Genomic DNA, 25,044 nt, shown 5'->3' on the forward strand with positions numbered 1-25,044 from the left:
TGCCGCGCAGATCCACGCTCATCCGCGGCCGCGTCCCCGGCTGTTCCTTGGATCCTGCCGCCATGCCCCGGCCTCCTGACGTCCCGGCCCGGATTTGCCCGGAACGCCGTAGCCACGCAACCCCGGACCACCTATTGATAGCTGCGCACCAAGGCCCCCGCGATCATGGACCAGCCATCCACGGCCACGAAAAAGGCCAGCTTGAAAGGCAGAGACACCACGACCGGCGGCACCATCATCATGCCCATCGACATGAGCACGGCCGACACCACCAGATCGATGATCAGAAAGGGCAGCGCGATCAGGAAGCCGATCTCGAAGGCGCGCTGGATTTCCGACAGCATGAAGGACGGGATCAGCACCGACAGCTGCGTGCTGCGGTCGCCGCTGCCGGGCGCGATCTCGGCCAAGCCGGCCAAAGTGTCGGGATCGGTGCGCGCGGCCATGAAGTCCTGGAAGGGCAGGATCCCGCGCCGGATCGCCTCGCCCAGGGTGATCGAGCCGTCCTGCAAGGGTGCGCCCGCGACCGCCCAGGCCTCGCGCAGGACCGGGTCCATGATGAACCAGGTCAGAAACATCGCCAGGCTGACGATCAGCATGTTGGGCGGCGAGGATTGCAGGCCGATCGACTGGCGCAGGATCGACAGCACGGTGACGATGAAGGGAAAGCAGGTCACCATGATGGCGATGGCCGGCGCCAGCGACAGCGCCGTCAGCGCCCCTACCAGCAGCACGGCGTTCTGGCCCAGGCCCTGTCCCACCTGCTGGGCGATCTGTCCGAACCCGTCCTGCGCCAGGGCGGCGGCGGGCAGCATTGCCACCAGTGCCGCCAAGGCGGTGCTGCGGATCATGCGGCGCCGGGCGCGGGCAGGATGCGCACGCAAAGCCGGTCCTCGGCGGTGGCGTCGGCGGTCAGTTCGCCCCGTGCGATGACCTTGTCGCCCACGCAGATCTCGACCCCTTCGTCGATGGATTGATCCAACAGCAGGATGTCGTCGGCCCGCAGCGACGAAAGCTGCGCGACGGTCTGGCGGGTGCGGCCCAGCCGGACCGTCACCTCGACCTGGATGGCGTCGGTGTCGATCAGATGATTCAATGCGTCCATGATGTCTCGTCCCCGTTGATTTCGGCAACCAGCCTGCGGATGTCCTGTGTCACGCCTGCGGGATCCAGTTCGATCCGACCCCCCTGCAGCGACAGCGAAATCCGCTCCGCCTCGCCAGCCGTGACCTCGATGCCCTCAAGCCCGCATTCGGCAAGGCAGCGGTCCACCATCGCGCGCAGCGACGGCCCGCATGTGATGGAAGCACGCAGCGGCGGGGCGGACCGGGACAGGCGCAGCAACTCCTCGGTCAGGGCGGCTTCCAGGCGGCGCGATTCGCCCGCAGGGGCAAGGCAGTCGAGGATCTGCGCCAGGATCGGCGCCAGCGCCTCGACCGCCTCGCGGCGCAGTTCGGTCCGGCGCGCCTCGTCATCGGCCAGGGCGCGGGCCAGCCGGTCCAGCCCGGCATTCAGGGTGCGGACCTGTTCGTCCTGCTGGCGGGCCATGCCTTCGGCCAGCCCGTCGGCAAAGGCCTGGTCCACGGCGTCGCGGCCGAAGGTCAAGGCCCCCTGGGCCGGCGCACCGAAGGATTCGAGTTTGAAGACGGCGAGGCTCAAAGGGCATTCTCCTTGTTGTCGATCCAGCCGGTCAGGATCTTGACGCTTTCGTCATGGCGTTCCTTCATCATGTTGCGCAGCCGGGCCACGGGGTCGCCGGGGGGCAGCGCAAGCTGTTCAGGCGCGCGCGGGGGCACGATCGGGGCGACGGGTTCCGCGATGACCTCCGCGGCAGGCAGGACCGTTCCCGTCAGGGCGGGGGCCTCGGCGAGCGGGCGGCTGTCATCCAGCGCGGGTCGGGGCGCGCGTCCCTTCAGGATCGGGCGCAGCACCAGGAACACCAGGGCCAGCGCAAAGAGACCGATCAACGCGATCCGTGCGAGGCCGTTCAGTTCCAGCCGGTCCATCCAGCCCGGCGCGGCCGCCGTTCCGCCTTCGCCCAGGCCGGTGAAGGGCAGCGACTTGACGGTGATCTGGTCGCCCCGCGTCTCGTCATAGCCCACGGCCGAGGCGACAAGTTCGCGCAGCACGTCCAGTTCCGCCTGCGGCCGTGGCACCATCTGGGTTTCGCCCCGGGCGTTTTCGGCGGCCACGCCGTTGACCAGCACCGCCACGGTCAGCCGCCGCGTCGATCCGGGCTGGCGGGACACTTCGCGGGTGACGCGGGTCACTTCGTAATTCGCCTGCTGGCGGGTTTCCTGGCGATTGGCCTCGGACCGGTCGCCCCCCCCTCCATCGCCGTCGGGCAGGTTCGAGGCCGCAGTCACCGCGCCCGTGCCGGTCGAGTTGCTTTGGTCGGTGGTTTCCTCGGTCACCTGGGAAATCAGCGCGCGGCTGTCGGGGTCGAAACGCTGCTCGGTCAGCAACTCGGTTTCGGTGACGACGTCCAGGTTCAGTTCCACGATGGCATTGCCGATGCCGACATGCGGTTCGAGGATGCGTTCGACATTGCGCTTCATCTCGGCCGCGCGGTCTGCGCCCGCCTCGTCCTCGCCGGCGGCGACGATGCCGTTGCGGGTGTCGATAACCGTCACCGCTTCCGGCGCCATCCCCGGCACACCCGAGGAAATGAGGTATTTCAGCGCCGCCGCCTGCTCTCGGCTGATGGCCTGGCCGTTCGTGGCGATGGTCACGGACGCGCTGCCCTGCCCGTCGCGGCGATAACCCCGCCCGGTTTCGATCGCCAGGTGGACACGCGCGGTCTTGACGTTGGGAAGCGCCAGGATCGTCCGGGCCAGTTCGCCCTCCTTCGCGCGCCAATAGGCGGCGTCGAACATCTGCGAGGTGGTGCCAAAGCCCGACATGCCGTCCAGCAGTTCGTAACCCGCGCCGCCGGCGGCGGGCAGGCCCTGCGCCGCCAGATCCATCCGCAGCTTGTCGCGGCTGGCGGCATCGACCCAGATCGAATCGCCGCGCACCTCGTAGGCCACGCCGGCCCGTTCGATCCCCGCCACCACCTCGCCCGCCTGGGCCGAATCGAGGCCCCCGTAAAGCAGGCTCATCGAGGGGCGGTTGGCCATCCAGGCAAAGCCCGCGATGGCCATGAATGTCGCCAGAAACGCCGCCACCAGGACGGCTTTCTGTTGAGAGCTTCGCTCTGTCCAATAGTCCTGCAATTTTTGCAAAACCGGCCCTTTCGAATCAGCGTCAGGTTCCCTTGTCCCGATGGTGATCGCATGGGCGTCGTTAAGATTTGGTTAGTCGCGGGGTGCTAATTCCGTCTTGTCACGACGGAGAATCACCATGACCGATGCGACCATCGACCCCGCCGCCAAGCCGTCCGGCAAGAAGAAGCTGATCCCGATCCTGGCGGCCGCGGTTCTGGCGGGCGGCGGCTTCGCCTCGACCTATCTGGGGCTGTGGTCGCCCGCAGCGATCCTTGCCCCGAAAGAGGAAGCGCCCGCCCTTCCCGCTGTGGTCTTCGTGCCCGTTCCCGCCATCGACCTGAAGATCCCCGGCGGATCGGGCCAGAGCCTGGTCCTTTCGGCCAGCATCGAGACCGACAGCGCCCATCAGGCCCAGGTGGCGCATCTGATGCCGCGCGTGTCGGACGCCTTCACGAGCTTTCTCTCCGGGATCGACCCCGCCGCCTATGACAAGCGCGGCGTGCTGGAGATCATCCGCGCCGAACTGCTGACCCGATCCCGCTATGTCCTCGGAACCGAGGCGATCAAGGACCTGCTGATTACGGAGTTTCGCTTCAAATGATACTGGAACATGCCTTTCAAGCCGCGCTTCTGGCGGCATCGCTGGGGCTTGGCGCCTTCTGCATGATCCTGTCGCGCAGGCTGCGGCGGCTCAACGACCTGGAAACCGGCCTGGGCGGCGCGATCGCGGTCATGGCGGCCGAGGTCGACCGGCTGGACAGCGCCGTCCGCGACGCCAAGACCGAGGCCGCCGCCGCCGCCGAGGCCCTGTCGCGAGAGATCGTTTCGGCCCGCAAGGAACGTGCCCTGTGGGATCTGCGCCAGAAGATCACCCAGGCCCAGGCGCAGTCGCCCGTGTCGGCGCCGGCCCCGGTCATCCCGATGCGCCGGCTGCGCAAGCGCGTGGTGGCCGCCGATGCGTAGATCCGCGCTGATGATGCTGACGCTGGCCTTTGCGGTGCCTGCGGGCGCGGCCATCTGGCAGGCGGGGGATCTGTCGCGGTTCTTCGCGGCCTCGGCCAGTTCGGGGGACCTGCTGCAAGGCTGCACCGATGTCCCGGAAGCCGTGGCCCTGGCCACCGAACTGCGCGATCGCGCCCTGCGGATCGAGCGCTACATGGAGGCGCTGGACACCCGCAAGGCCGAGATCGCCACCGCGGAAGCCGCCCTGAAGGCCCGCGCCACCGAGCTTCGCCAGCAGAAATCCGGCATCCAGTCGCGCCGCGACACCGCGTCCGAGGCCGTGCGCCAGGACATCGACCGCCTTGTCGCCGTCTATGACCAGATGAAGCCCGCCGAGGCCGCCGCGGTCCTGACCAACCTGCCCCCCGATTTCGCAGCCGAGATCCTGATGCGCGTCCAGCCCGAAACGGGCGCCCGCATCATCGCCTCGGTCGAGCCGCGCCAGGCCGCGCTGCTGACCGCCCAGATGGGCGCGCGCAGCGTCCAGAACGACTAGGAGAGAAAGCCCATGTTCGGCATCGTCGGCATCGTCGTCACCTTCGCCATGGTCTTTGGCGGCTATATCCTGGCCGGGGGCAAGATGGGCGTGATCACCCATTCCCTGCCCTTCGAGATGATGATGATCGGGGGGGCGGCCATCGGATCCTATCTGCTGACCAATGACAGCCACACGCTGAAACATACCCCGAAAGGGATCATCCAGGCCTTCAAGGGGCCGAAATGGACCGAATCCGACCATCAGGACGTGCTGTGCCTGATGTTCCAGCTTCTGAAGATCGCGCGCGAAAACCCAGTGGCCCTGGAACAGCACATCGAGAATCCGACGGAATCGTCCATCTTCACCGCCTATCCCCGGCTTCTGGCCGATCACGAGGTCGTCTCGCTGATCGCGGACACGCTGCGGTCGGCCAGCCTGAACTATGACGATCCCTACCAGGTCGAGGACATGCTGTCGCGCCGTCTGGCCGGCCTGCGCGAGGACGCGATGCATGTCCCCCACGCGCTGCAAAGCATGGCCGACGCCCTGCCCGCTCTTGGCATCGTGGCGGCGGTCCTGGGCGTGATCAAGACCATGAGCGCCATCGACCAGCCCCCCGCCGTGCTGGGGGGCATGATCGGCGGCGCCCTGGTCGGCACCTTCCTGGGGGTGTTCCTGGCCTATGGCTTCGTGGCCCCCCTGGCGGGGCGACTGGGCGGCGTCCTCAAGCAGGATCTGGCCTTCTTCGACGTGATCAAGTCGGTGCTGATCGCAGGCCTGCACCAGCACGCCACCAACCTGTGCGTCGAGGTCGGCCGCCAAACCGTGCCCGATCACGTCCGGCCCAGCTTCAACACGCTGGAGGCCGCGCTGCGCGATCTCAAGAAGGCGGCGTGATGATCGGGGCGATGGTGATGGTGATCGCGCTGTCAGGCAGCGCCCCGGCTGAACCGGCCCTGCTGCCCGATGCCGCGGCCCTGGCCGATGACGCGACGGACTGGCTTCTGGAGGGCGAGGCCCTGCCCCCCGATTATCGCGCGCGGCTGATGCGGATGCCGCCCGAGGCACGGCTGCAGGCGCTGGTCTTCCTGCGCCGGTCAGGCCTGCTGACCAGCGACGCCTGGGCGCTGCCTGATATCCTGGATCCCGCGCCTGTCCAGGAAGCCGCGCCATGAGCAGCGCCAGCAGCCGCCTGAAATCCATCGACACCTCGGTCCTGGTCACGGGCGGTCTGGTGGTGATCGTCCTGTCGATGGTCATTCCGCTGCCGTCCTCGGTCCTGGACTTCGGCATCGCGCTGTCCATCGCGGCGGCGACGCTGATCCTTGTCATGGCCTCGCTGGTGGACCGGCCGACCGACTTCCAGGCCTTCCCGATGCTGCTGCTGGTGACACTGGTGATCCGGCTGTCGCTGAACGTGTCCTCCACCCGACTGATTCTGACCGAGGGCCATACCGGCACGGATGCGGCGGGCCATATCATCAACGGCTTTGCCAGCTTCGTCGCAGGCGGCTCGCTGATGGTCGGGCTGACGGTCTTTGCCGTCATCTCGATCGTGAACTTCATCGTGATCACCAAGGGTTCTGGCCGCATGGCCGAGGTCGCGGCGCGCTTTGCGCTGGATTCGCTGCCGGGCAAGCAGCTGGCCATCGACGCGGATCTCAACGCCGGCGCCATCGACCACCAGGAGGCCAAGGCCCGCCGGGCGCGCGACCAGCAGGAGATCAACTTCTTCGGCTCGCTGGACGGCGCGTCCAAATTCGTCAAGGGCGACGCGGTCGCGGGCATCGTCATCACTCTGGTCAACCTGCTGGTGGGCCTGGGGATCGGCATCGTGGCGCATGGAATGCCCGTGGGCGAGGCGATGGCGACCTATTCCCACCTGACCATCGGCGACGGGCTGGTCAGCCAGATCCCCGCCGTCATCACCTCGATGGCGGCGGCCCTGCTGTTGTCGCGGGGCGGGGCCACCGACACGACCGCGCGGATGCTGTCGCATCAGCTGATCCGCGGCTGGCAGCCCGCCGCCGTGGTCGCCGCCGCGATGCTGCTGATGTCCTTCGTTCCGGGAATGCCGCGCCTGCTGTTCCTGGCCATCGCGGGCGCCTTGGCTTTCGGCGGCTGGCGGCTTTACCGAAAGGGCACGATCCCTCCGGCCCTGCCGGAACCCCAAGCGGATACCACGGCCCCCCGCCACGCCGCCCGGATCGGCGACGTTCTGGACACAGACGAGATCAGCGTCGAGATCGGCAGCGAGCTGGTGCTGATCTCGCTCGATCAGGCGCGCGGCCTTGGCAGCCGGATCACCAACCTGCGGATCCATATCGTCCGCGCCTATGGGCTGATCCTTCCCGATGTGCGCATCACCGACACCGACGACCTTCATCCGGGCGATTATCAGATCCGCATCCACGGCGTCGTGCGCGGGCGCGGCAGCCTGCGTCCGGGCGCGATCCTTGCGCTTGGACCCGATCATGTGCTGCAGGGCCTGCAAGGGGACCCGGTGCGCGAGCCGGTCTATCTCAGCCCCGCGCGCTGGATCGACCGCGACAGTCAGGACGAGGCGGCGACCCAGGGGGCAACCGTCGTCACCCCCATGGAGGTTCTGTCCACGCATCTGATGGAGGTCGTGAAGGCCAACCTTTCGGCGCTGCTGACCCTTGGCGCCATGCAGCGCCAGATCGAGGAATTGAAGTCCCTGTCCGATCCCGCGCGGGCCGAACGCAACCGGCGCTATTTCGACGGCATGATCCCCGACAAGGTCTCGCCCGAGACGCTTCTGGCGGTGTTGCGCGCGCTTCTGGACGAAAAGGTCTCGATCCGGAACCTGCCGCTGATCGTGGATGCCATGGCCGAATTCCGGGCCATCGATTCGATCGAGACGGTCTATGAACTGGTCCGCAAGCGGCTGCGCGGCCAGATTACCCAGCAATACAGCGACCCGGCGGGCGCCGTCTCGGCCCTGCAACTGCATCCGGCATGGGAGGCCGAGTTCGTCCGCGCCGATGCCGAGACCGGCCGCGCGGGTGGCGGGGCGATCACGCCCGCCTTGTCGCGCAAGCTGCTGGAAGCCGCGCGCCGTGCCATGGCGGCGGTCGAGCCGGCCTTGCAGACGGTGCTGGTGGCCCCCGATCATCGCCGCCGGATGCTGCGGGCGGTTCTGGGATCGAACGGCATCGCCATGCCGGTCCTGGGGCTGGAGGAAATCGACCCCGGCGCCGAACTGCGCCTTGTCGGCACCATCGAGGTCGGCTGATGTGGGACCAACTGTCCCAGTTGCTGCCGGGCCTCAGCTGGACCTGGGTGCTGGTCTATCTGCGCGTGCAGGCCCTTGTCCTGGTCCTGCCGGGCCTGGGGGAACGGGTGATCCCGGTCCGCGTCCGCGCCGCGGCCGCCATGGCCGTGACACCGATGCTGGCGGGGCTGATACCGCCGGTTCCCGCCCCGGGCGACACCCTGGCGACGCTGGGGCAGGCGGCGGGCGAAACGCTGATCGGGCTGGCCGCCGGCATGGGCCTGCGGCTGCTGGCGCTGTCGCTGGACATCGCGACATCGGCCATCGCGGCCACGGCATCGCTTTCGCAACTGGTCGGCGGCCAGAACGAGGCCGCGCCCCATCCGATCGGCAACCTGGTCCATCTGGCCGGGCTTGCGGTGCTGATGGTGCTGGGCCTTCCGGTGATGCTGGTGCAGCTGATGGCCGACAGCCTGGCGATCTGGCCCCCCGGCGGCTGGCCCGACGCGGACGGCCTTGCCGCCGAGGCGATCCGCCTGGTGGCCCGCAGCTTCTGGATCGCCATGCTTTTGGCCGCGCCCTTCACGCTGGGCGGCTTCATGTTCCAGGCGCTGTCCGGCGTCATCAACCGCGTCATGCCCTCCCTGCCGGTGATCTTCATCGGCTCGCCCGCCGCGATCATGCTGGCCCTGGCGGCCCTAGCGTTGCTGGCGCCCGTTCTGATCGGGCTGTGGGCCGATGCCGTCCTGGGTTACATGCTGCCGGGTGCGCCATGAGCGAGGAGAGCGACGACAAGCCCTTCGAGGCCTCCGAACAGAAGCTTCGCCGTGCCCGCGTAAAGGGCGACATCCCCCGTTCGGCCGAGTTGAACGTGGCGGCGATGTATCTTGGGGCCTGGATTGCCTTCGCGGTGGGTGCGGGCTTTGCCGTCAAGGCCTGGATGACGATGGCGACGCGTGCCCTGGGGTCCGAAGGCTGGACGCCCGGCACGACGGGGGCAGTGGCCGTGGCCCTGGGCCAATATGCCGGCTGGGCGGTGCTGGGGCTGGCCGCCGTGCCGTCGCTGGTGATCGTGGTGGCGCTGATCGGCGGGCGGGGGCTGGTCTTTGCGCCAACGAAGCTGGCTTTCGATCTGAACCGCATCAACCCGATGAAGACGGCGGCGCAGAAATTCGGCAAGTCGGGACTGGTGAACTTCGGCATCTCGCTGGGCAAGGTGACGCTTGTGGGCGTGGGCGGCTGGTTCCTGTTCCGGAACCTTATGGGCCACCTTGCGGCAAGCCCGCTGGCAGGGGACCGCTGGATCGCCGATCTGGGCGTGCTGCTGGGGCGGGTGCTGGCCCTGGCGCTGGCGATCTCGGTCCTGTTCGCGGGCCTGGACATGGGCTGGCAATGGTTCGACCACCGCCGCAAGAACCGCATGAGCCGCAAGGAAATGGAAGACGAATACAAGGATTCGGAAGGCGATCCGCATTTCAAGGCCGCCCGCCGCCAGCGCGCGGTGGATATCGCCACCAACCAGATGCTGGCCGATGTCGCCAAAGCCGACGTGGTGATCGTGAACCCGACCCATTACGCCGTGGCCCTGGAATGGAAACGTGGCAGCGGGCGGGCGCCGGTGTGCCTGGCCAAGGGCACGGACGAGGTCGCGGCCCGGATCCGCGAACGCGCGCGCGAGGGCAAGGTGCCGATCTTTTCGGACCCGCCCTGCGCGCGGGCGATCCACGCCACCGTCGAGATCGGCCAGGAAATCCGCCGCGAACAGTTCGCCGCCGTCGCCGCCGCGATCCGCTTCGCCGAAAAGATGCGCGAAAAGGCAAGGGCGGGGTGGTGAGGGCCGGATGACACGGGAAAGCGACAAGCTGGCGCAACTGGAACGGATCGCCCGCATCAAGGCGGAACGCGAGTTGAAGCGGTTCGCGGCCTTCAGCCTGCACATGAAGCAGACGCAAAGCCACGCCGAGGCGATGCGCACCGCCCTTGACCAAAGCTATCGCAGCGGCGCCCCCCTGTCCGTGGCCGAGGCTCGCATCGCCAACGCCCAGGCGGGTCGCAGCGCGCGCGAACTGCGCCAGGCCGAGGCCGAGGTTGCCCGGATGCAGCCCCGGTTCGAGGCCGCCCGCCGCGACGCCGCCCGCGAATTCGGCCGGGCCGAGGTGCTGCTGAACCTGTCGGAACAGCGACGCGCGGATGAAAAGGCACCGAAGTATTGATCGCCTGATGTCGCGGGGCGGCTCTTGCACCCAGGATGGCGGGGGAAACTTACCCAGCGGACCAGGGAGGTGCGGCCTGAAGACTGCGCAACGGCAAGATCCCTATGGCAGAAGGATCCTGAGGTTCGACCCGCACAAACCGGACCTTCGTGACGATCGCCGGCGTTCCATGCAATACCTGAAGCGGGCGGTATTGCCGCGGCCGGGATTTGCATCTCTCGCCCATTCCTGACGGAATGCTGCCGACCCGATCCCGAGCCGCTTTGGCGGGTCCATATTCCCGCCGCAGGTCACCGACGGGCTTGGGCCGCCATCGAATCCAGGTCGATGTCCACCCAGACCAGCCGGTGATTGGACGCGACCTCGACCGCCGCTGCCAGGGCTTCGCCGGGCGCAGGCCAGACCACGCCGCTGTCGATGATCCGCAGCCCCCTGGCAGGCCAGGCATAATCGACCCGCAGGTTGCCCGGTCCGGCGGGATCATAGACCGCCGTGTCCAGGGCGGGATCGCCGCCCTGCCCCGCATTGGCCCCCGTCTGTTCCGGCTGGAACGTCCCCCTGGGTTGCGGATCCTGGGCGTGGTCCAGCAGCGCGGTCATGGCCTGCGCCCGCCCTTCGCCATCGACGATGTCCAGGTTCGGATTACCCAGCAGCACAAAGGGCGCGCGTGGCAGATGGTGCAGCCAGAAGGCCGCCTCGTCATGGTTGCGGCGGCCGTTCAGATCCTCGGGCCCGTCGAAGACCGGCGGGGTCGCCGACCAGGCCAGCAGGTGCAGCGGACCCGCGTCGGTCAGAACCGGGACGTCCCAATGCGCCGTGGACGACAGGCGCTGATCATCGGGCGCCGCGGGGGGCATCAGGTTGCCCGGCAGGTCGCGCCACAGGGCCGCGGTATGATCCGTCACCTGGCCCAGCGGCAGGCGCGACAGGACGGCCATGGCATTTTGCCCCGTGAACTGGCCGAAACCCTGCGCATCGCCCGCCCCCCGGTCCGGCCATCGCCGTCCAGGTCAAGGCCGGTCGGCATTCCGCTGTTCGGACGGGCGGCGAAGTTGTGGGGCATCGGGTGGCCGGCCTGCCCGAGGACCTGGGCAAAGGCCGCAAGGGCCAGGCCGTCGTGATCCCAGTGGATGCCGGTCAGCAGGATCACGTCGGGCGCCGCCGCCGCGATCACCTCGGCCGCCGCCAGCACCTGCGGATCCTCGCGCCGGATGTCGCGCAACAGCAGGCCCGGTCCCTTGCGCGTCAGGGCGGGATCATAGGTCGCCACGCGCAGCCCCTCGGCAGCCGCGGGCGCGGCCAGAAGAAGGCAAATCATCCAGACAAAACGTCCCATGCGGCAGATGTCGCATGGGTCATGCAGGCTGCCAAGCCCTTTGGCAGGGGATCAGCCCGGCGCAGAAGATCGCGCGCCGGGTCGCGCAGCCTGTCGCCCAACTAAGCCGGCGACGGCGGCAGCGACCGAATCACCGATCTCGAACATGGCAACGACAAGATCGACCCGTCGGCCTTTGCCCCGTTCAGCAGCTTTGGGCATCAACCGGCGGGTGGTCGAAGACAGGCGCCTGAACCAATCGAATGGCGCTGACTTCATTCGGTAACGCAAAAGGCCGCCGGCGATACGTGTCCCCCGATGGCACGGGTCGGGCAATTCGGCGGCAAGGGATCGCCGACCATTCGGCCTGCACTTGCATTTGCGCCGGAAGCAAACATGTGATGCCGCGCAACGATTTCTCATCCGGGTTTCCATGCCGACCGACCACCTGAGCCGCCGCCATATCCTGCAAGCCGCCCTGGGCAGCGGGGCCTTCTTCCTGCTTCCGCATCTGGCGCTGGCACAGGGCGCGGCGGGCGACAGCCAGCCCTTTTCCCTTGACTGGCTGCGGGACATGGCCCGCGACATGGCCCAAAGACTCCATGCCCCCGAGGAGATCGCCGATCCCGAGATCCTGGACCAGGTGGATTACGACCGCCATAACCAGGTCCGTTTCCGTCCCGAGCGCAGCCTGTGGCGGAGCCAGGGGAATACCTCGCCCGTGCAGGCGTTCTTTCCCGGCATGTATTTCCGCAACCCCGTGCGGATCTTCACGGTCGAGGACGGCATGGCGACCGAGGTTCCCTTCTCGCTGGACCTGTTCGACATTCCCGAAGGCAACCCGGCCCGCCAGTTGACGCGCACCAAGGGATTCGCGGGGTTTCGGGTGCAGGACGCCCGGACGGAAATCGACTGGATGGCCTTCCTGGGGGCATCCTACTGGCGCACCTCGGGATACAGCGGGCAGTTCGGGTTGTCGGCGCGGGGCCTGGCCATCGACACGGCGATCCCCGATGGACCCGAGGAATTTCCCCTGTTCACCCGCTTCTGGCTGGAACCTGCGGAAAACGGCGACCTGACCACCTATGCGCTGCTGGACAGCCCGCGCGCGACCGGCGCCTATCGCATCGAATCGCGCCGCGGCGACGGCGTGGTCCAGGACATCACCGCGACGGTCTTCCTGCGCGATGCGGTGGACCGCCTGGGCATCGCGCCGCTGACCTCGATGTTCTGGTTCGGCAAGAACACGCCCCATGTCTCGCCCGACTGGCGGCCCGAGGTGCATGATTCCGACGGGCTGGAGATCCTGGCAGGCAATGGCGAACGCATCTGGCGGCCCCTGAACAACCCGCCCGGAACGATGGTGAACAGCTTTGCCGCGCCCGGGGTCCGGGGCTTCGGCCTGATGCAGCGGGAACGCGATTTCGCGCAATACCAGGACGACGGCGTCTTCTACGACCGCCGCGCAAGCGCCTGGATCACGCCCAGGGGCGATTGGGGCGACGGATCCGTCGTGCTGACCGAACTGCGCACCGATGACGAGATCCATGACAACATCGTGGCCTTCTGGCAGCCCGCCGCGCCGACGGCCAGGGGCCAGCGACACGATTTCGCCTATCGCCTGGACTGGGTCCGCGACAACCCGGCCACCAGCGCCATCGCTCATTTCACCGCCACCCGCCTCGGCGCGGGCGGGGTGCCGGGCCAGCCCCGGCCCAAGGGCGTGGTCAAGGTCGTCTGCGACTTCGCGGGGCAAAACCTTGCGGGCCTGTCCCGCGATGACGGGCTGTCCATCGCCGTCTCGACGGCACAGGCGCAGGTGTCGAATACCGCCGTCTATCCGGTGGTGGGCACCGATCACTGGCGCGCCCTATTCGACCTGTCCTTCGCTGACACGAGTGATGCCCCCATCGACCTGCGCGCCTATGTGGATCACAAGGGCACGGCCATGACGGAAACGCTGATCCTGCAACTGTTCCCGTCGCAACTTCGCGACCTGCTTGCCCGCGCGCCCTAGGGTGCGTGATGTCACGCACCCTACGCCATCAATGCGCCAGCATTTCCGCCACGATGCCTTGGCCGTCCAAGGCGGCAGGATAGAAGGTAGGCCAGTTCGTCACCTCGGCTAGCAGGGCGGCGCGGTCGTCGCCCCAATACAGGTGGAAATGATCGGACGCCTCGGGCGCGATACGGTGATCGCTGAACTGGATGAACTGCGGCGCGGCCTCGTCGCCCTGAACCTTTTCAAAGATGAAGCGGACGCCGCGATTGCCCTTGGCATAGGTCAGGATCTCGTGCCCGTCGGCCTGATAGCGGCCTTGGACGGAATTGCCGCCCCGATGGAAGGTGACGATGTTCCCGTCGATGTCGATACGGTCCACATCCGTCCGGTAGCCCACTTCGTAATAAGTGCGATATTCGGCAGCGGTCTTGTCGCCGTGTTCGGCCTTGTGCGCCATCACCGGATCCAGCGTGCCGTCCGCCAGATAGGGATGGACCGACTGCCAGTTCCCTTCCCAGTCGGATAGGGGACGATCCCGCACCTGCGCGTCGTCGAAATAGCCGTCTTGGACCGCTTTGTCCGCATGGGAGTGATCGTGGGCATGGGCATGGCCGTCCTTGTGATCATGCGCCGCTGCCGGGGTACCCAAGGCAAGCGCAGCCACCAAGGCCGCCGCCGCCATTTGCCAGGATTGATCCATCATTCTCGCTCCACAAAATGATATGTTATTACGTGTCATTAGACGCAGATGGACCAGCTGACAAGAAAAAGAAAGCACTGAATGGAAAACGGGGCGAGCCGCGCCCGCCCCGTGCCATGATGCCGGAGTCCGTTCAGCGATACAGGTCGGCGAACTGATCGCGCAGCAGGTTCTTCTGCACCTTGCCCATGGTGTTGCGCGGCAGTTCGTCCACGAACAGCACCCGCTTGGGCTGCTTGAACTTGGCCAGCCGCCCGTCAAGCGCTGCCAGGATCTTGCCTTCGTCGGTGGCGTCCCGGGCGCTGGGGACGATCACTGCCGTCACCCCTTCGCCGAAATCGCGGTGCGGCAGGCCGATCACCGCGGATTCGACAACGCCGGGAAGGGCGTCGATCTCGGACTCGATCTCCTTTGGATAGACGTTGTAGCCGCCGGTGATGATCAGGTCCTTGCCGCGCCCGACGATGTGCAGATAGCCACGCTCGTCGAATTTCCCCAGGTCGCCGGTGATGAAGAAGCCGTTGCCGCGCAGTTCGGCCGCGGTCTTTTCGGGCATCTGCCAATAGCCCTTGAAGACGTTGGGGCCGCGCACCTCGATCATGCCGATCTGGCCCCCGGGCAGTTCGGCGCCGGTTTCGGGATCGGTCACAATGATCTCGACCCCCGGCAGGGGCATCCCCACGGTCCCGGCAATCCGGTCGCCGTCATAGGGGTTGGACGTGTTCATGTTGGTTTCCGTCATCCCGTAGCGTTCCAGGATCGCGTGGCCGGTGCGGGCCTGCCATTCGCGATGCGTTTCCGCCAGAAGCGGCGCGCTGCCGGAAATGAACAGGCGCATGGGGGCGGTGGTGTCGCGGTTCAGCCGGTCGTCCCCCAGCAGGCGGACATAGAAGGTCGGCACGCCCATCAGCACCGTCGCCCGGTCCATCAGCGCGATGATCCGGTCGGGGTCGAACTTCGGCAGGAAGATCATGCTGGCGCCGGAAAACAGCGTCACGTTGGTGGCGACGAACAGGCCATGCGTGTGAAAGATCGGCAGCGCGTGGATCAGCACGTCCTGCGCGGTGTAACGCCAGGCATTCCGCAGGGCCATGCTGTTGGACACCAGATTGCCATGCGTCAGCATCGCCCCCTTGCTGCGCCCCGTCGTCCCCGACGTGTAGAGCAGCGCGGCAAGGTCGTCCGAACCGCGCGCGACGGTGGCGAAATCGGCCGGCTGGTCTGCCGCGGCATCCGTCAGGCTGCCCTGCCCATTCGCGTCCAGAGTCATGAGTCGCGCGCCCGCCCGCGCCGCCGCATCCGACAGGGCGTCGGCCCTGGCCGGGTCGCTGACAAGGATCGCGGGCGTGGCGTCGCCGATGAAATAGTCGATTTCGGACGGCGTATAACCCGTGTTCAGCGGCAGGAAGACCGCACCGGCACGCACCGTCGCCAGATAAAGGATGATCGCCTGGACCGACTTTTCGACCTGCGCCGCCACGCGGTCGCCGGGCTTCACCCCCAGGCCCGCAAGCGCATTGGCCATCCGGCCGGTGCGCGCGACCAGATCGCCATAGCTGATGCGCTCGCCCCCGGCCGTCTCGATGGCGGTGGCATCGGGATCGGTGATGCCGGTTTCCAGAATGTCGAACAGGTTGGCGTTCATGGCTTTTCCTTCCTGGTGGTGGCCTGCCCGGCGGGCAGGTGGCGGCGGACCGCGTCGGATGCGGCGATTTCGGTGCGTTCGGCAAAGGCTTCGTGGTTGGACTCGATCCGGTCGGGATCGTACAGGTAATTGACCATCAATCCATGCGATTGCCGAAGGCCGTTGGCCGAGACGTCGCCCCCGAAGTTCAGCCGTTCCAGGCAGGCGCCGTTGCCCAGGTGGAACCGCGCGACGGGATCGACCGCCCGGCCCTTGGCATCGCGGGCCTGCAGGAAATAGACGGCGGCCGCAGCCAGCAGCGGCTCGCGCAGGGCCTCTGCCGTGTCCCGGTCCACATGCCAGCCCGGCTGGTCCAGGGGCTTCAGGGCCGCGCGCAGATCGTCGTCCAGCATCTTTCCGTCCTCGCGCTCTCGGGCCAGCCAGGCGGCGAAGCCCGGCACCGGCGACAGGGTGACGAAGGTCTGGATGTCGGGCAGTTCGGCCTTCAGCTCCTCGACCACCTGCTTGATCAGGAAGTTGCCGAAGGACACCCCCGCCAGTCCCTTCTGCGTGTTCGAGATGGAATAGAACACCGCCGTGGTGGCACCGTCCGCGTCGATGGGCGTACGGTCCAGATCCAGCAGCGGCGCCACGGTGTCGGGGATCGCGCGGGTCAGCGCCACCTCGACGAAGATCAGCGGTTCATCGACCAGCTGCGGGTGGAAGAAGCCATAGCAGCGCCGGTCGGTCGGTTGCAGGCGGTTGCGCAGGTCGTCCCAGTTCTGGATCGCATGGACGGCTTCATAGCGGATGATCTTTTCCAGGATCGCGGCAGGCGTGTTCCAGTCGATATGGCGCAGCACCAGGAAACCCCGGTTGAACCAGGACGCGAACAGATGCGAAAAATCGCTGTCCACGCGGCGCAGGGCGGGGTTGTCCTTCAGGTGGCGCAGCAGTTCCTCTCGCATCCGCACCAGGGCCGCGGTGCCGCCGGGCGCCAGGTTCAGGCGGCGCAGCAGTTCCTGCCGGCGGGGCTCCGAGGCGATGTGCAGCGCCTCGATCGCCTCGGCCGATCCGGGATCGCGCTGCATGTCCTCCAGCGCCTTGCCGATGGCCTTGGGATCGGGACCGAAGCGGTCGGCCAGGGTCGCCAGGAACTCCAGGCGCCGGGCCTCGTCCGCGTCCTCGAAGGCGGTGACCAGGGCGCGGGCCAGGGCCACGCCCGACGCCTCGCCCCGGCGCGACAGCAGCAACTCGCCCATCTCGGGCAGGCCGGGGGGCGCGGTCACCCGCCCCGCCGGGTCGCGCCAGCGCAACAGGGCGCGGCCGCGGTCGGTCAGCATGTCGAACAGGTCGCCGAAGCGGGTCGTCCGGGGGGTCTGCACGGTCCTGGTCACGCGTTCTCTCCTTTCAAGGGTGCCGGGGGATCAGCCCGGCAGCACGACGAAGATCAGCCACAGCACCACGGGCGCCACCACGGTGACGATGGCGCCATAGTTCAGCAGCTTGCGGAAGAAGGCCTGCTTGTCCACGCCATGCGCATTCGCCAGCACCAGGGCGCCATTGGTGGAAAACGGGCTGACATCGACGATGGTGGACGCAACCGCCATCCCGGCGATGAAGCCGACGGCGCCCACGCCGCTTTCCCCTTGCAGGAACGGCACCGCCAGCGGGATCAGCGACCCCAGGACTGCGGTCGAGGATGCGAAGGCCGACACCACCGCGCCGATGAAGAACAGCATCAGCGCCGCCAGCAGGGGCGAGGCCATGCCGGCCACGCTGTCGCCCACGAAGTCGATGGTGCCCATCTCCTGCAGCACCGCGACATAGGTGGAGACGCCGGTGATCAGCATGATTTCCGGCCAGGCGACCTGCGCCATGGCACGCTTCTGCATGGTCGGGTTCCACAGCGCCAACGCCAGCCCGATGCTCAGCGCGACAAAGCCGATGTCCAGGTTGAAGGCCAGCACCAGGATCGCCAGCAGGACAAGGCCCAGAAGCGTGAAGATCTGATAGGGCGTGCCGTCGGGCTGGTTGCCTTCCTCGACCTCGGCCACCAGGCGGTTGGAATCGCCGCCCGCCTCCTGGCTCACGCGCTTGGTCAGGGCCTGCGCTTCGCTGTCGCCGAAGATCTGCGGGCCGGTGGCGGCGCGGGCGATTTCCACATGCGGGACAGGCATGGCCTCGATGGTGTCGCGGGCGGTCATCAGCGCCCGCCCGCCCAGGACCATGAACAGGATCGCCGCCACCGCCGCGTTGACGAAGAAGCTTGCCGCAAAGGTCGTCAGCGGCGACAAGGGCAAGCCTGCCTCCTGAACCACGCCGTTGGTGATGCCGCCATAGATGCTGATGGGCGAAAAGCCCCCGGCCTGCGCGCCATGGACGACCATCAGGCCCATCAGCAGCGGGTTGATATGGTAACGGAAGGCAAAGCCCAGCGCGATGGGCGCCACGATCGCCACCGCGCCGGGGCTGACCGCGCCCACGGCGGTCAGCAGCGCGGAAATGCCGAACATGATCCAGGGAATCGCCCCGATGCGGCCCTTGACCGCGCGCACCGCCATGCGCACCAGCCAGTCGATCGTGCCGTTGTTCTGCGCCAGGGCGAACAGCCAGGTGATGCCCACAAGGGTCAGGAACAGCCCGCTGGGAAAGCCCGCAAGGATGTCCTTGGTCGTTTGCGCGGCCAGCAGCGTGCCGACCAGAAAGGCCCCGACAAAGGCCAGAACGCCCATGTTGATCGGCCAGATGGTCGCCACGACGAACATCAGGACCAAGGCATAGATGGAAATCAGATGTGGTGTCATGCGGTTCTCCCCTTCCTGCATGAACTTGGGGATCCGCCTCCACACGAATCCTCGGATTAACGACGTTATACGCCCACGCAGGTGTGATGTATATAACAGAATGGATGATGAATGTTTCGTGCTTGTTTGCTAGGCTGAGCCGGCAAGGAGGCAAGTCTTGACCAGCGTTCCCAACACCCTGCGCATCAGGCGCGCCCTGGAAGACGCCATCGTGGCAGGCCGATACCTGCCCGGCACCCGCCTGGACCCCGAGGCGCTGGAGCAGGAATTCGACTGTTCCCGCACCCCCATCCGCGAGGCGTTCCAGCAGCTTGAAGCATCGGGGCTGGTGCGCGTCATGCCTAAGCGTGGCACCTTCGTCAGCCAGTGGTCGCCCGAGGAACTCGCCGAACGCTTCGAGGTCATGGCCGAGATCGAGGCAAGCTGCGGCCGCCTGGCCGCCCGCCGCATCACCCAGGCGGAACTGGACGCCTTCCAGGGGGTCCACGACGATTGCCGCCGCCTGGCCGAGGCGGGCGAGGTCGAGGCCTATTACGCGCGCAATTCGGAATTCCACCACTGCATCTATCGCGCCACGCACAACGCCTTCCTGGTGCAAGAAGCCGCGCGGCTGCATGCCATGCTGCAACCCTATCGGCGGATGCAGTTGCAGGTCCGAAACCGCATGGGGCGGTCGTTTGCGGAACACGACGCCATTGTCATGGCGATCCGGGACGGCGACGGTGACGGCGCGGCGCGGGCCTTGCACGATCACGTCATCGTGCAGGGGGATCGGTTCCATGACCTGATCGCCGCCATGCGCCGGACCCTGGCCTGAGGTCACCTAGGGGCGGCGGCGCCGGACCAGCGCAAACAGGATCGGCGCGCCCGTCAGGACCAGGATCACCCGCGTGATGTGGTGGACCACCACAAAGCTGAGATCGGCCCCCGCGATCAGCGCCAGCATCGACATCTCCGCCTGACCGCCCGGCATGAAGGCCAGGAACCCCTCGACCGGCGGGGCAAGGCCGGTCAGGGTCACGAATTCCGTCACCGCGCCCGCGATCACCGCCAGGATCAGGACGAAGACCGCGCCACCCGCCACCGTTTCCCGCAATTCGCGCAGCGTGACGCCGACATAGCTGGTGCCGATGCCGATGCCGATCAGGAACTGCGCGGCCAGCAGCGCCTCGCGCGGGGGGCGCATGTGCAGGATGCCCGCCAGCGACAGCGCCATGGCCAGGATCAGCGGGCCAAGGATCGCCGCGCCGAACAGGCCAAGGCGTTCCGCGACCTTCCAGCCGATCAGGGCGGCAGCCGCCATGACCGCCAGTTCGGACGGGGGGATGTCGGCCGCGGGCCGTCCCACCGGGTGCGTCAGTTCAACACCATAGACCGATACCAGCACCAGCGGCCCGACAACCATGATGACCAGCAGCCGCGTGACATGGACCAGCGAGACCTGGCGGATATTGGCGCCCGCCTCGGCCCCGAAGATGGTCATGTCGGCCGCGCCGCCCGGCATCGCGGCATAAAAGGCCGTCACCAGGTCGAAGCCGCAGAAGCGGCGAAAGAACGGCACGCCCACCAGGCCTATCGCCGCGACATAGAAGGGGATGATCGCGACCGAGGCCAGCATCGACGGCAGTTGCGCCACAAGCGCGGGCGTCACCGAGGCGCCGATGGCCACGCCCAGCACGGACCGTGCCGCGACCGACACCTGCCCCAGCCCCGCCAGCCGCGCGCCCAGCAGGGCGGCGGCAAGCGACGCGATCATCGGTCCGAACAGGAAGGGCAGCGGCAGGTGCAGCAGCCAGAACAGCGCCACGCCCGCGGCGCCGATCAGCACGGTGGCCGCCTGCCGCCCGCGCAACCCTTCGGCCATTCAGACCTCGTCCCGGCCCGATGCCAGGATGCAGATCAGCGTGATCACAGATGCCGCCAGCATGTAATAGCCGACATGGGCCAGGCCATAGGTCTGCTGCAGCCAGGTCGCGGCATAGGGTGCCAGCGAGGCCCCGAAGATCCCCGCGAAGTTGAAGGTGATCGAGGCCCCCGTGTAGCGCACCCGCGTCGGGAAGGGCGCGGCCAGGGCGGCGCCGATGACGCCATAGGTCAGGCCCATCAGGAACATGCCCAGGGTCACGAACAGGTAAAGCCCGCCCTGCCCCCCGCCCATCAGCGGCGCCAGGAAGAACGAGAAGATGCCGATCAGCACCGTGACGACGACCAGGAACGGACGGCGTCCGATCGCATCCGCGACCTTGCCCGCCAGCGGGATCGCAAGCCCGAAGATCACCGAGCCATAGATCTGCATCAGCAGCGCGTCCATGAAGGTGACCTGGCGCACCTTGACGTTATAGGACAAAAGCCAGGCCGAGCAGATGTAGAACAGCACGAATGTCACAAGCGCGACAAAGGTGCCCAGGACCAGGCTGCGCTTGTGGTTGCGGAACAGTTCCACGACCGGGACGGACACCCGCTGGTCGCGCTTGACGGCCTCGGCGAATTCCGGGGTCTCGGTGATGGACAGGCGAACCCACAGGCCCAGCACGATCAGGATGATCGAGGCCAGGAAGGGCAGCCGCCAGCCCCAGGCCAGCAGGTCTTCCTGCGACATGAAGTGAAGCAGCACCCAGAAGAAGCCCGACGACAGGAACAGCCCGACCGGGGCGCCAAGCTGGGGGAACATGCCATACCAGCTTCGCTTGCCCTCGGGGGCGTTCTCGGTGGCCAGCAGGACCGCCCCGCCCCATTCGCCGCCCAGGCCGAAGCCCTGCCCGAACCGGCACAGCGCCAGAAGCGCGGGCGCCGCGACGCCGATCTGGGCATAGGTCGGCAGAAGGCCGATGATAACGGTGGACACCCCCATGGTCAGCAGCGCCGCGACCAGCGTGGCCTTGCGGCCGATGCGGTCGCCGAAATGGCCGAAGACGATGGCGCCGAAGGGACGCGCGAAGAAGGCGATGGAAAACGTGGCGAAGGATGCCAGCAACGCGGTGGTCGCGTCCTCGGCCGGGAAGAACAGGGTCGGGAAGACCAGCACGGCAGCCGTCGCATAGACGTAGAAATCGAAGAATTCGATCGTCGTGCCGATCAGGCTGGCCAGCAGCACCCGTGCAGGAGAGTTGACGGGCGTGCCGCGCGCCGTGGCGGGCGCAGTGATGGTCTGATCAGTCATGGTTCATCGTCCGCTTGTCAGGGAAAGGCCAGCATCGCGGAAGATGCCGGACGGGCTGCGCTAACCCAAATGCTGCGGAAAGAGAATGCCGAACGTCCCGAAAGTTGCGCAAACATGGCAGGGTTGCGGCCAGGGATTACCTGTCCGCCCTGTCACCTGCCCTGCCGTTCGGCCTCGGCCAGCTTTTGCAGGATGTCGCCCACCTGATAGGGCTTGCCGACGATGGGGATGGCCCCGAAGCCCTGGGGCAGGCCGATCCCCCCGCCATAGCCGGTGGCAAAGACGAAGGGGATGGCGCGGTCGCGCAGGACTTCGGCCACGGGCAGCGAATCCTCGTCCGCCAGGTTCACGTCCAGAACGGCCAGATCAGGCGCGTCGCTGTCGATCATCGCCAAGGCGGCCTGGACCGTGGCGGCACGTCCCGTGACCTGCAGGCCGTGGTCCTGCAATTCGCTTTCCAGGGCCATGGCGATCAGGGTCTGATCCTCGACCAGCAGGACGCGCCGCCCGGTCAGGGCCGAGGCGGTGGCGGCCTGGACGGCAGGGGCAGCCTGGACGGCGGGGCGCAAGGATGGTGCAGGACCGGGATCGGCAGGGTGCAGGAAATCCGCGGGCAGCATGAAGGCGGCGGCGATCCCTTGCGGGCGATAGGCGATCCGCGCCTCGCCCCCCAGATCGAAGGGCAGCGATTGCTCGATCAGCGCGGAACCGAAGCCTGTCCGTTCCGGGGGCGTCACCCCGTGCAGCCCGTCCTCGGTCCAGCGGATGCGGCAATGGCCGTCCGCGTCGATGCGCCAGTCCACCGACAGATGGCCACCAGGCTGCGACAGGGCGCCGTACTTGGCGGCATTGGTCGCCATCTCGTGGAAGATCAGCGCCATGACGGAAAAGGCCCGCCCGTCCAGGACCACGGCCGGCCCGTCCATCCGGATCGGCTTGCCGTCGTCCGCATAGGGGCCAAGTTCCGCCCCCAGCAGGTCGTGCAGCATCCCGCCCTGGTCGTCGCGGATCACCTGGTCATGGGCAAAGGCAAGGGCTTGGATGCGCCCGCGCAGGGCATTGGCGTAATCCGCCAGGGCTTCGCCGTCCTTGGGCTTGCGGCTGACAAGCGACTGGATCACCGCCAGGATGTTCTTGACCCGGTGGTTCAGTTCCTGGTTCAGCACCCGCTGGCGGACGGCGGCACGGGTACGCTCGTCTGCCAGAAGCTCGTTGTTGAACAGCAGCACCTCGACCACGGCGATGCGCAGCGCCTCGGCAAAGCGGCGGTCGCTTTCGGACCAGGGGTGGCTTCGGTCGCGAACGGTTTCCTTCCAGATGGCAAAGCTTTTACGCGGCGTCAGCCGGTCGCCGAACTTGCCGGTGACATAGGTCTTGTTCGGATCGCCCGCCCAGTCCAGCGTCTGGACGGCCTCCTTGCGGAAATAGAACAGGAAATCGCGCGGGCGCCGCGACAGCGGCACGACCATCAGCCCCGCGATCCCTGCCGCCGACGCATCCACCGGCACCAGCCCGGCCAGGTTGTCGGTCGAGAAGACCTGGCCTTCGGGCAGGCTTTCGGCCAGGGCCAGGATCGGGGCGATGTGGCGTTCGGCGGGCGCATGGCCAAGCGCCGTCCAGCAGCCGTCCAGCCACATCCCGATGCCGTCCGCAGGGATCAGCTTTGCCAGTTCCGGCAGGCGGGCATGCAGGGCGGCGGTCGCATCCTCGTTCTTGCGGGCATCGACCAACAGGTCGTCAAGCGCGCTGCGGGCGGCCAGTTCGGCTTCTCGGGTCTGGCGGCGGGTCAGGGCGTCCAGATGCATCGAGAAGAACTCGCCCACCATTTCGGCGGCGGCACGGTCGGCCATGGTCAGGATCTTGGGCGAATAATGGTGGCAAGCGATCAGCCCCCACAAGGCGCCGTCGATGATGATCGAGACCGACATGGATGCGGATACACCCATGTTGCGCAGGTATTCGCAATGGATCGGAGACACGCTGCGCAGATGGGCATAGGACAGGTCCAGCGGCTCGTCCTGGGAATCGCCGGCCCAGATCGGCACCGGCACGAAGGACGCGTCGCCGATCACCCGGATGGGGTTGCGCAGATACAGGGCCCGTGCCTGCTGGGGGATGTCGCCGGCGGGAAAATACTGGCCGCGGAAGCTTTCATGCTCGTCCAGCTTGGCCTCGGCCACCACCTTGCCTGCGCCGTCCTCGCCCAGTTGATAGACCATCACCCGGTCGTATCCCAACTGTGCCTGCATCAGCATTGCCGCCTGCTGGATCAGCCGTTCGGCGTCGCTCATGACGCGCAGCCGTTCGATGACGGTCCGCGACAGGCTGATGATCGTGCCCAACCGCTCGGACGCCGGTTCGAATTCGATGATCGTGCGGCCCTTGAAGCGGTGGATGGTGGCATCCAGCGTCCGCCCGTTCACGGTCATCCCGAAGATCAGCGACGGACGGGGGCTTCGTCCCGACACGGCAAGGGCGTTCAGCAGCCGATGCACGTTTTCCGACCCCAGCACCTCGGTCAGCGGCTGGTCCAGCGGTGCCTGGGCCAGGTTCAGAAGGGCGGCGGCATTGTCCGAATGATACAGGACGACCCGGCCCGCATTGTCGCAGCCCAGCAGGCAGCCATGGGGCTGGATGCTGCCGGGGATATGGATCGGCTCTCGATCGCAATTCGTCAGGTCGATGGGCTTGCCGACCAGGGACGCGTCGGATGCGGCGTTTTCGTTCATGTCGCAGACTTGACGCCATAGGCGCAGAGCGCAACCCCAAATACGGCCCGCGCTGCCGCAAGGGCAGGCCCTGCGGGAAGGTCGGCGCGCTCCATCCAGTCCAGGAACTGCCGCCAGCGATGCGGCGATTCGGTCTGCGCCGCCAGGTGGCGCGCGCCATGGACCGAGGTGAAGCCAAGATCCGCCGCGCGCCGTGCCAGCAGCCGCGCACCCAGGGCGGAACCCTCCAGCACATAGCGGGCGGCGGCCTGCGCGGCGGGGCCTGCCAGCACCGGCGCATGGGGAAGCGCGGGGCGGGGCTGGTCCAGATCCGCCAGATCCTGCGCGATCACCGGGGCCAGCGGTTGCAACGGCCAGTCGTCGCCGGTCAGCGCGGGTTCGACGGCCGCGCGAAAGGCATAGCTGCCGGACAGGAATGCGCGATAGGCGCCGTCGTCGGCAAATGTGCCGACCGCCTGATCCAGACGATCATGCAGGTCGCGCGTCCCGGTCATCAGAACGCGGCGCAGGGAATCGTCCTTGGTCATGAAGCACCGGCTTTCCAGTTGTCCCCCTGACATACCTGCCCTTGCC

General features: G+C 67.4%; 23 protein-coding genes and 1 pseudogene. 11 read left to right on the top strand and 13 right to left on the bottom strand.

Going from position 1 to position 25,044, the window contains the following annotated elements; genetic code table 11:
- Nucleotides 1-131: 131 nt before the first annotated feature.
- The 4 genes from fliP to fliF are packed head-to-tail and all read right to left on the bottom strand — an operon-like array spanning nucleotide 132 to nucleotide 3,224.
- On the bottom strand, nucleotides 132-851 hold the full coding sequence (gene fliP / locus CK944_RS12630) for a flagellar type III secretion system pore protein FliP (protein ID WP_103173490.1): 720 nt from the start codon (nucleotides 849-851) through the stop codon (nucleotides 132-134).
- Nucleotides 848-1,105 (bottom strand): FliM/FliN family flagellar motor C-terminal domain-containing protein, encoded by a 258-nt coding sequence (locus tag CK944_RS12635; protein WP_103173426.1) that lies wholly within the window; start codon nucleotides 1,103-1,105, stop codon nucleotides 848-850. The genes fliP and CK944_RS12635 overlap by 4 nt, the downstream gene beginning before the upstream one ends.
- On the bottom strand, nucleotides 1,093-1,659 hold the full coding sequence (locus CK944_RS12640) for a hypothetical protein (RefSeq protein WP_103173427.1): 567 nt from the start codon (nucleotides 1,657-1,659) through the stop codon (nucleotides 1,093-1,095). The genes CK944_RS12635 and CK944_RS12640 overlap by 13 nt, the downstream gene beginning before the upstream one ends.
- Complete coding sequence (gene fliF, locus CK944_RS12645) at nucleotides 1,656-3,224, bottom strand: flagellar basal-body MS-ring/collar protein FliF (RefSeq protein ID WP_103173428.1); 1,569 nt, start codon at nucleotides 3,222-3,224, stop codon at nucleotides 1,656-1,658. Before fliF ends, CK944_RS12640 begins: the two co-directional genes overlap by 4 nt.
- Before the next feature lie 118 nt (nucleotides 3,225-3,342).
- On the opposite strand from fliF, the gene fliL reads away from it, so the two are divergent.
- The 9 genes from fliL to CK944_RS12690 are packed head-to-tail and all read left to right on the top strand — an operon-like array spanning nucleotide 3,343 to nucleotide 10,134.
- Nucleotides 3,343-3,807 carry a flagellar basal body-associated protein FliL gene (gene fliL, locus CK944_RS12650; RefSeq protein ID WP_103173429.1) on the top strand — a complete coding sequence of 155 codons (465 nt, stop codon included), beginning with the start codon at nucleotides 3,343-3,345 and terminating at the stop codon, nucleotides 3,805-3,807.
- Nucleotides 3,804-4,169 (top strand): hypothetical protein, encoded by a 366-nt coding sequence (locus tag CK944_RS12655; protein WP_103173430.1) that lies wholly within the window; start codon nucleotides 3,804-3,806, stop codon nucleotides 4,167-4,169. Before fliL ends, CK944_RS12655 begins: the two co-directional genes overlap by 4 nt.
- The gene (locus tag CK944_RS12660) at nucleotides 4,162-4,704 is read left to right on the top strand and encodes a MotE family protein (RefSeq protein ID WP_103173431.1); all 543 of its coding nucleotides are present in this window, start codon (nucleotides 4,162-4,164) and stop codon (nucleotides 4,702-4,704) included. The genes CK944_RS12655 and CK944_RS12660 overlap by 8 nt, the downstream gene beginning before the upstream one ends.
- A gap of 12 nt (nucleotides 4,705-4,716) precedes the next feature.
- The gene (motA, locus tag CK944_RS12665; protein WP_103173432.1) at nucleotides 4,717-5,583 is read left to right on the top strand and encodes a flagellar motor stator protein MotA; all 867 of its coding nucleotides are present in this window, start codon (nucleotides 4,717-4,719) and stop codon (nucleotides 5,581-5,583) included.
- Nucleotides 5,583-5,861, top strand: a complete 279-nt coding sequence (locus CK944_RS12670; RefSeq protein WP_103173433.1) for a hypothetical protein — start codon at nucleotides 5,583-5,585, stop codon at nucleotides 5,859-5,861. The genes motA and CK944_RS12670 overlap by 1 nt, the downstream gene beginning before the upstream one ends.
- A complete protein-coding gene (locus CK944_RS12675) occupies nucleotides 5,858-7,942 on the top strand; it encodes a flagellar biosynthesis protein FlhA (RefSeq protein WP_103173434.1) in 2,085 nt (694 codons plus the stop codon). The genes CK944_RS12670 and CK944_RS12675 overlap by 4 nt, the downstream gene beginning before the upstream one ends.
- Nucleotides 7,942-8,697: a flagellar biosynthetic protein FliR gene (locus CK944_RS12680; protein ID WP_103173435.1), complete on the top strand. Its 756-nt coding sequence runs from the start codon at nucleotides 7,942-7,944 to the stop codon at nucleotides 8,695-8,697. The genes CK944_RS12675 and CK944_RS12680 overlap by 1 nt, the downstream gene beginning before the upstream one ends.
- Entirely contained in the window at nucleotides 8,694-9,755 is a 1,062-nt protein-coding gene (flhB, locus tag CK944_RS12685) for a flagellar type III secretion system protein FlhB (RefSeq protein WP_103173436.1), read from the top strand. The genes CK944_RS12680 and flhB overlap by 4 nt, the downstream gene beginning before the upstream one ends.
- Before the next feature lie 7 nt (nucleotides 9,756-9,762).
- Complete coding sequence (locus tag CK944_RS12690; protein ID WP_103173437.1) at nucleotides 9,763-10,134, top strand: hypothetical protein; 372 nt, start codon at nucleotides 9,763-9,765, stop codon at nucleotides 10,132-10,134.
- A 290-nt stretch (nucleotides 10,135-10,424) separates the two neighbouring features.
- On the opposite strand, the pseudogene CK944_RS12695 reads toward CK944_RS12690, so the two are convergent.
- Nucleotides 10,425-11,452, bottom strand: a pseudogene (locus CK944_RS12695) (endonuclease/exonuclease/phosphatase family protein).
- A gap of 430 nt (nucleotides 11,453-11,882) precedes the next feature.
- Here CK944_RS12695 and CK944_RS12700 point away from each other — a divergent pair.
- Nucleotides 11,883-13,466 (top strand): glucan biosynthesis protein, encoded by a 1,584-nt coding sequence (locus tag CK944_RS12700; RefSeq protein ID WP_103173438.1) that lies wholly within the window; start codon nucleotides 11,883-11,885, stop codon nucleotides 13,464-13,466.
- Between the two features lie 28 nt (nucleotides 13,467-13,494).
- Here CK944_RS12700 and CK944_RS12705 read toward each other — a convergent pair whose 3' ends face one another.
- The 4 genes from CK944_RS12705 to CK944_RS12720 all read right to left on the bottom strand — a co-directional run bounded on the left by CK944_RS12705 (nucleotide 13,495) and on the right by CK944_RS12720 (nucleotide 18,582).
- The gene (locus tag CK944_RS12705; RefSeq protein ID WP_103173491.1) at nucleotides 13,495-14,151 is read right to left on the bottom strand and encodes a metal-binding protein ZinT; all 657 of its coding nucleotides are present in this window, start codon (nucleotides 14,149-14,151) and stop codon (nucleotides 13,495-13,497) included.
- A 133-nt stretch (nucleotides 14,152-14,284) separates the two neighbouring features.
- Nucleotides 14,285-15,796, bottom strand: a complete 1,512-nt coding sequence (locus tag CK944_RS12710; RefSeq protein ID WP_103173439.1) for a malonyl-CoA synthase — start codon at nucleotides 15,794-15,796, stop codon at nucleotides 14,285-14,287.
- Nucleotides 15,793-17,172, bottom strand: coding sequence for a malonyl-CoA decarboxylase (locus CK944_RS12715; RefSeq protein WP_103173440.1), 1,380 nt, complete (start codon nucleotides 17,170-17,172; stop codon nucleotides 15,793-15,795). The genes CK944_RS12710 and CK944_RS12715 overlap by 4 nt, the downstream gene beginning before the upstream one ends.
- Nucleotides 17,173-17,202: 30 nt before the next feature.
- On the bottom strand, nucleotides 17,203-18,582 hold the full coding sequence (locus CK944_RS12720) for an SLC13 family permease (protein WP_103173492.1): 1,380 nt from the start codon (nucleotides 18,580-18,582) through the stop codon (nucleotides 17,203-17,205).
- A 157-nt stretch (nucleotides 18,583-18,739) separates the two neighbouring features.
- Between CK944_RS12720 and CK944_RS12725 the strand changes: the two genes are divergently transcribed.
- A complete protein-coding gene (locus CK944_RS12725; protein ID WP_103173441.1) occupies nucleotides 18,740-19,399 on the top strand; it encodes a GntR family transcriptional regulator in 660 nt (219 codons plus the stop codon).
- A 6-nt stretch (nucleotides 19,400-19,405) separates the two neighbouring features.
- Here the strand turns inward: CK944_RS12725 and CK944_RS12730 are convergent, their stop codons facing one another.
- The 4 genes from CK944_RS12730 to CK944_RS23645 form a co-directional block, all read right to left on the bottom strand.
- Nucleotides 19,406-20,446 (bottom strand): AbrB family transcriptional regulator, encoded by a 1,041-nt coding sequence (locus CK944_RS12730; protein WP_103173442.1) that lies wholly within the window; start codon nucleotides 20,444-20,446, stop codon nucleotides 19,406-19,408.
- Nucleotides 20,447-21,742 carry an MFS transporter gene (locus CK944_RS12735; protein ID WP_103173443.1) on the bottom strand — a complete coding sequence of 432 codons (1,296 nt, stop codon included), beginning with the start codon at nucleotides 21,740-21,742 and terminating at the stop codon, nucleotides 20,447-20,449. It lies immediately after the preceding gene.
- 152 nt (nucleotides 21,743-21,894) lie between these two features.
- Nucleotides 21,895-24,471, bottom strand: a complete 2,577-nt coding sequence (locus CK944_RS12740; RefSeq protein WP_205049031.1) for an HWE histidine kinase domain-containing protein — start codon at nucleotides 24,469-24,471, stop codon at nucleotides 21,895-21,897.
- Nucleotides 24,468-24,998: a biliverdin-producing heme oxygenase gene (locus CK944_RS23645; protein ID WP_192877757.1), complete on the bottom strand. Its 531-nt coding sequence runs from the start codon at nucleotides 24,996-24,998 to the stop codon at nucleotides 24,468-24,470. Before CK944_RS23645 ends, CK944_RS12740 begins: the two co-directional genes overlap by 4 nt.
- Between the last annotated feature and the right edge of the window lie 46 nt (nucleotides 24,999-25,044).

Source organism: Paracoccus sp. SY (assembly GCF_002901215.1).
Taxonomy (GTDB): Bacteria; Pseudomonadota; Alphaproteobacteria; order Rhodobacterales; family Rhodobacteraceae; genus Paracoccus; species Paracoccus acridae.

Excerpts from the sequence above, each read along its gene's own strand:
- CK944_RS12705 (WP_103173491.1), bottom strand. The coding sequence starts at position 14,151 with ATGGATCAATCCTGGCAAATGGCGGCGGCGGCCTTGGTGGCTGCGCTT.
- CK944_RS12655 (WP_103173430.1), top strand. The coding sequence starts at position 3,804 with ATGATACTGGAACATGCCTTTCAAGCCGCGCTTCTGGCGGCATCGCTG.
- CK944_RS12680 (WP_103173435.1), top strand. The coding sequence starts at position 7,942 with ATGTGGGACCAACTGTCCCAGTTGCTGCCGGGCCTCAGCTGGACCTGG.
- CK944_RS12710 (WP_103173439.1), bottom strand. The coding sequence starts at position 15,796 with ATGAACGCCAACCTGTTCGACATTCTGGAAACCGGCATCACCGATCCC.
- flhB (WP_103173436.1), top strand. The coding sequence starts at position 8,694 with ATGAGCGAGGAGAGCGACGACAAGCCCTTCGAGGCCTCCGAACAGAAG.
- CK944_RS12720 (WP_103173492.1), bottom strand. The coding sequence starts at position 18,582 with ATGACACCACATCTGATTTCCATCTATGCCTTGGTCCTGATGTTCGTC.
- CK944_RS12660 (WP_103173431.1), top strand. The coding sequence starts at position 4,162 with ATGCGTAGATCCGCGCTGATGATGCTGACGCTGGCCTTTGCGGTGCCT.
- fliL (WP_103173429.1), top strand. The coding sequence starts at position 3,343 with ATGACCGATGCGACCATCGACCCCGCCGCCAAGCCGTCCGGCAAGAAG.
- CK944_RS12675 (WP_103173434.1), top strand. The coding sequence starts at position 5,858 with ATGAGCAGCGCCAGCAGCCGCCTGAAATCCATCGACACCTCGGTCCTG.
- CK944_RS12700 (WP_103173438.1), top strand. The coding sequence starts at position 11,883 with ATGCCGACCGACCACCTGAGCCGCCGCCATATCCTGCAAGCCGCCCTG.
- CK944_RS12740 (WP_205049031.1), bottom strand. The coding sequence starts at position 24,471 with ATGAACGAAAACGCCGCATCCGACGCGTCCCTGGTCGGCAAGCCCATC.
- CK944_RS12730 (WP_103173442.1), bottom strand. The coding sequence starts at position 20,446 with ATGGCCGAAGGGTTGCGCGGGCGGCAGGCGGCCACCGTGCTGATCGGC.
- CK944_RS12635 (WP_103173426.1), bottom strand. The coding sequence starts at position 1,105 with ATGGACGCATTGAATCATCTGATCGACACCGACGCCATCCAGGTCGAG.
- CK944_RS23645 (WP_192877757.1), bottom strand. The coding sequence starts at position 24,998 with ATGACCAAGGACGATTCCCTGCGCCGCGTTCTGATGACCGGGACGCGC.
- fliP (WP_103173490.1), bottom strand. The coding sequence starts at position 851 with ATGATCCGCAGCACCGCCTTGGCGGCACTGGTGGCAATGCTGCCCGCC.
- CK944_RS12670 (WP_103173433.1), top strand. The coding sequence starts at position 5,583 with ATGATCGGGGCGATGGTGATGGTGATCGCGCTGTCAGGCAGCGCCCCG.
- CK944_RS12735 (WP_103173443.1), bottom strand. The coding sequence starts at position 21,742 with ATGACTGATCAGACCATCACTGCGCCCGCCACGGCGCGCGGCACGCCC.
- CK944_RS12690 (WP_103173437.1), top strand. The coding sequence starts at position 9,763 with ATGACACGGGAAAGCGACAAGCTGGCGCAACTGGAACGGATCGCCCGC.
- motA (WP_103173432.1), top strand. The coding sequence starts at position 4,717 with ATGTTCGGCATCGTCGGCATCGTCGTCACCTTCGCCATGGTCTTTGGC.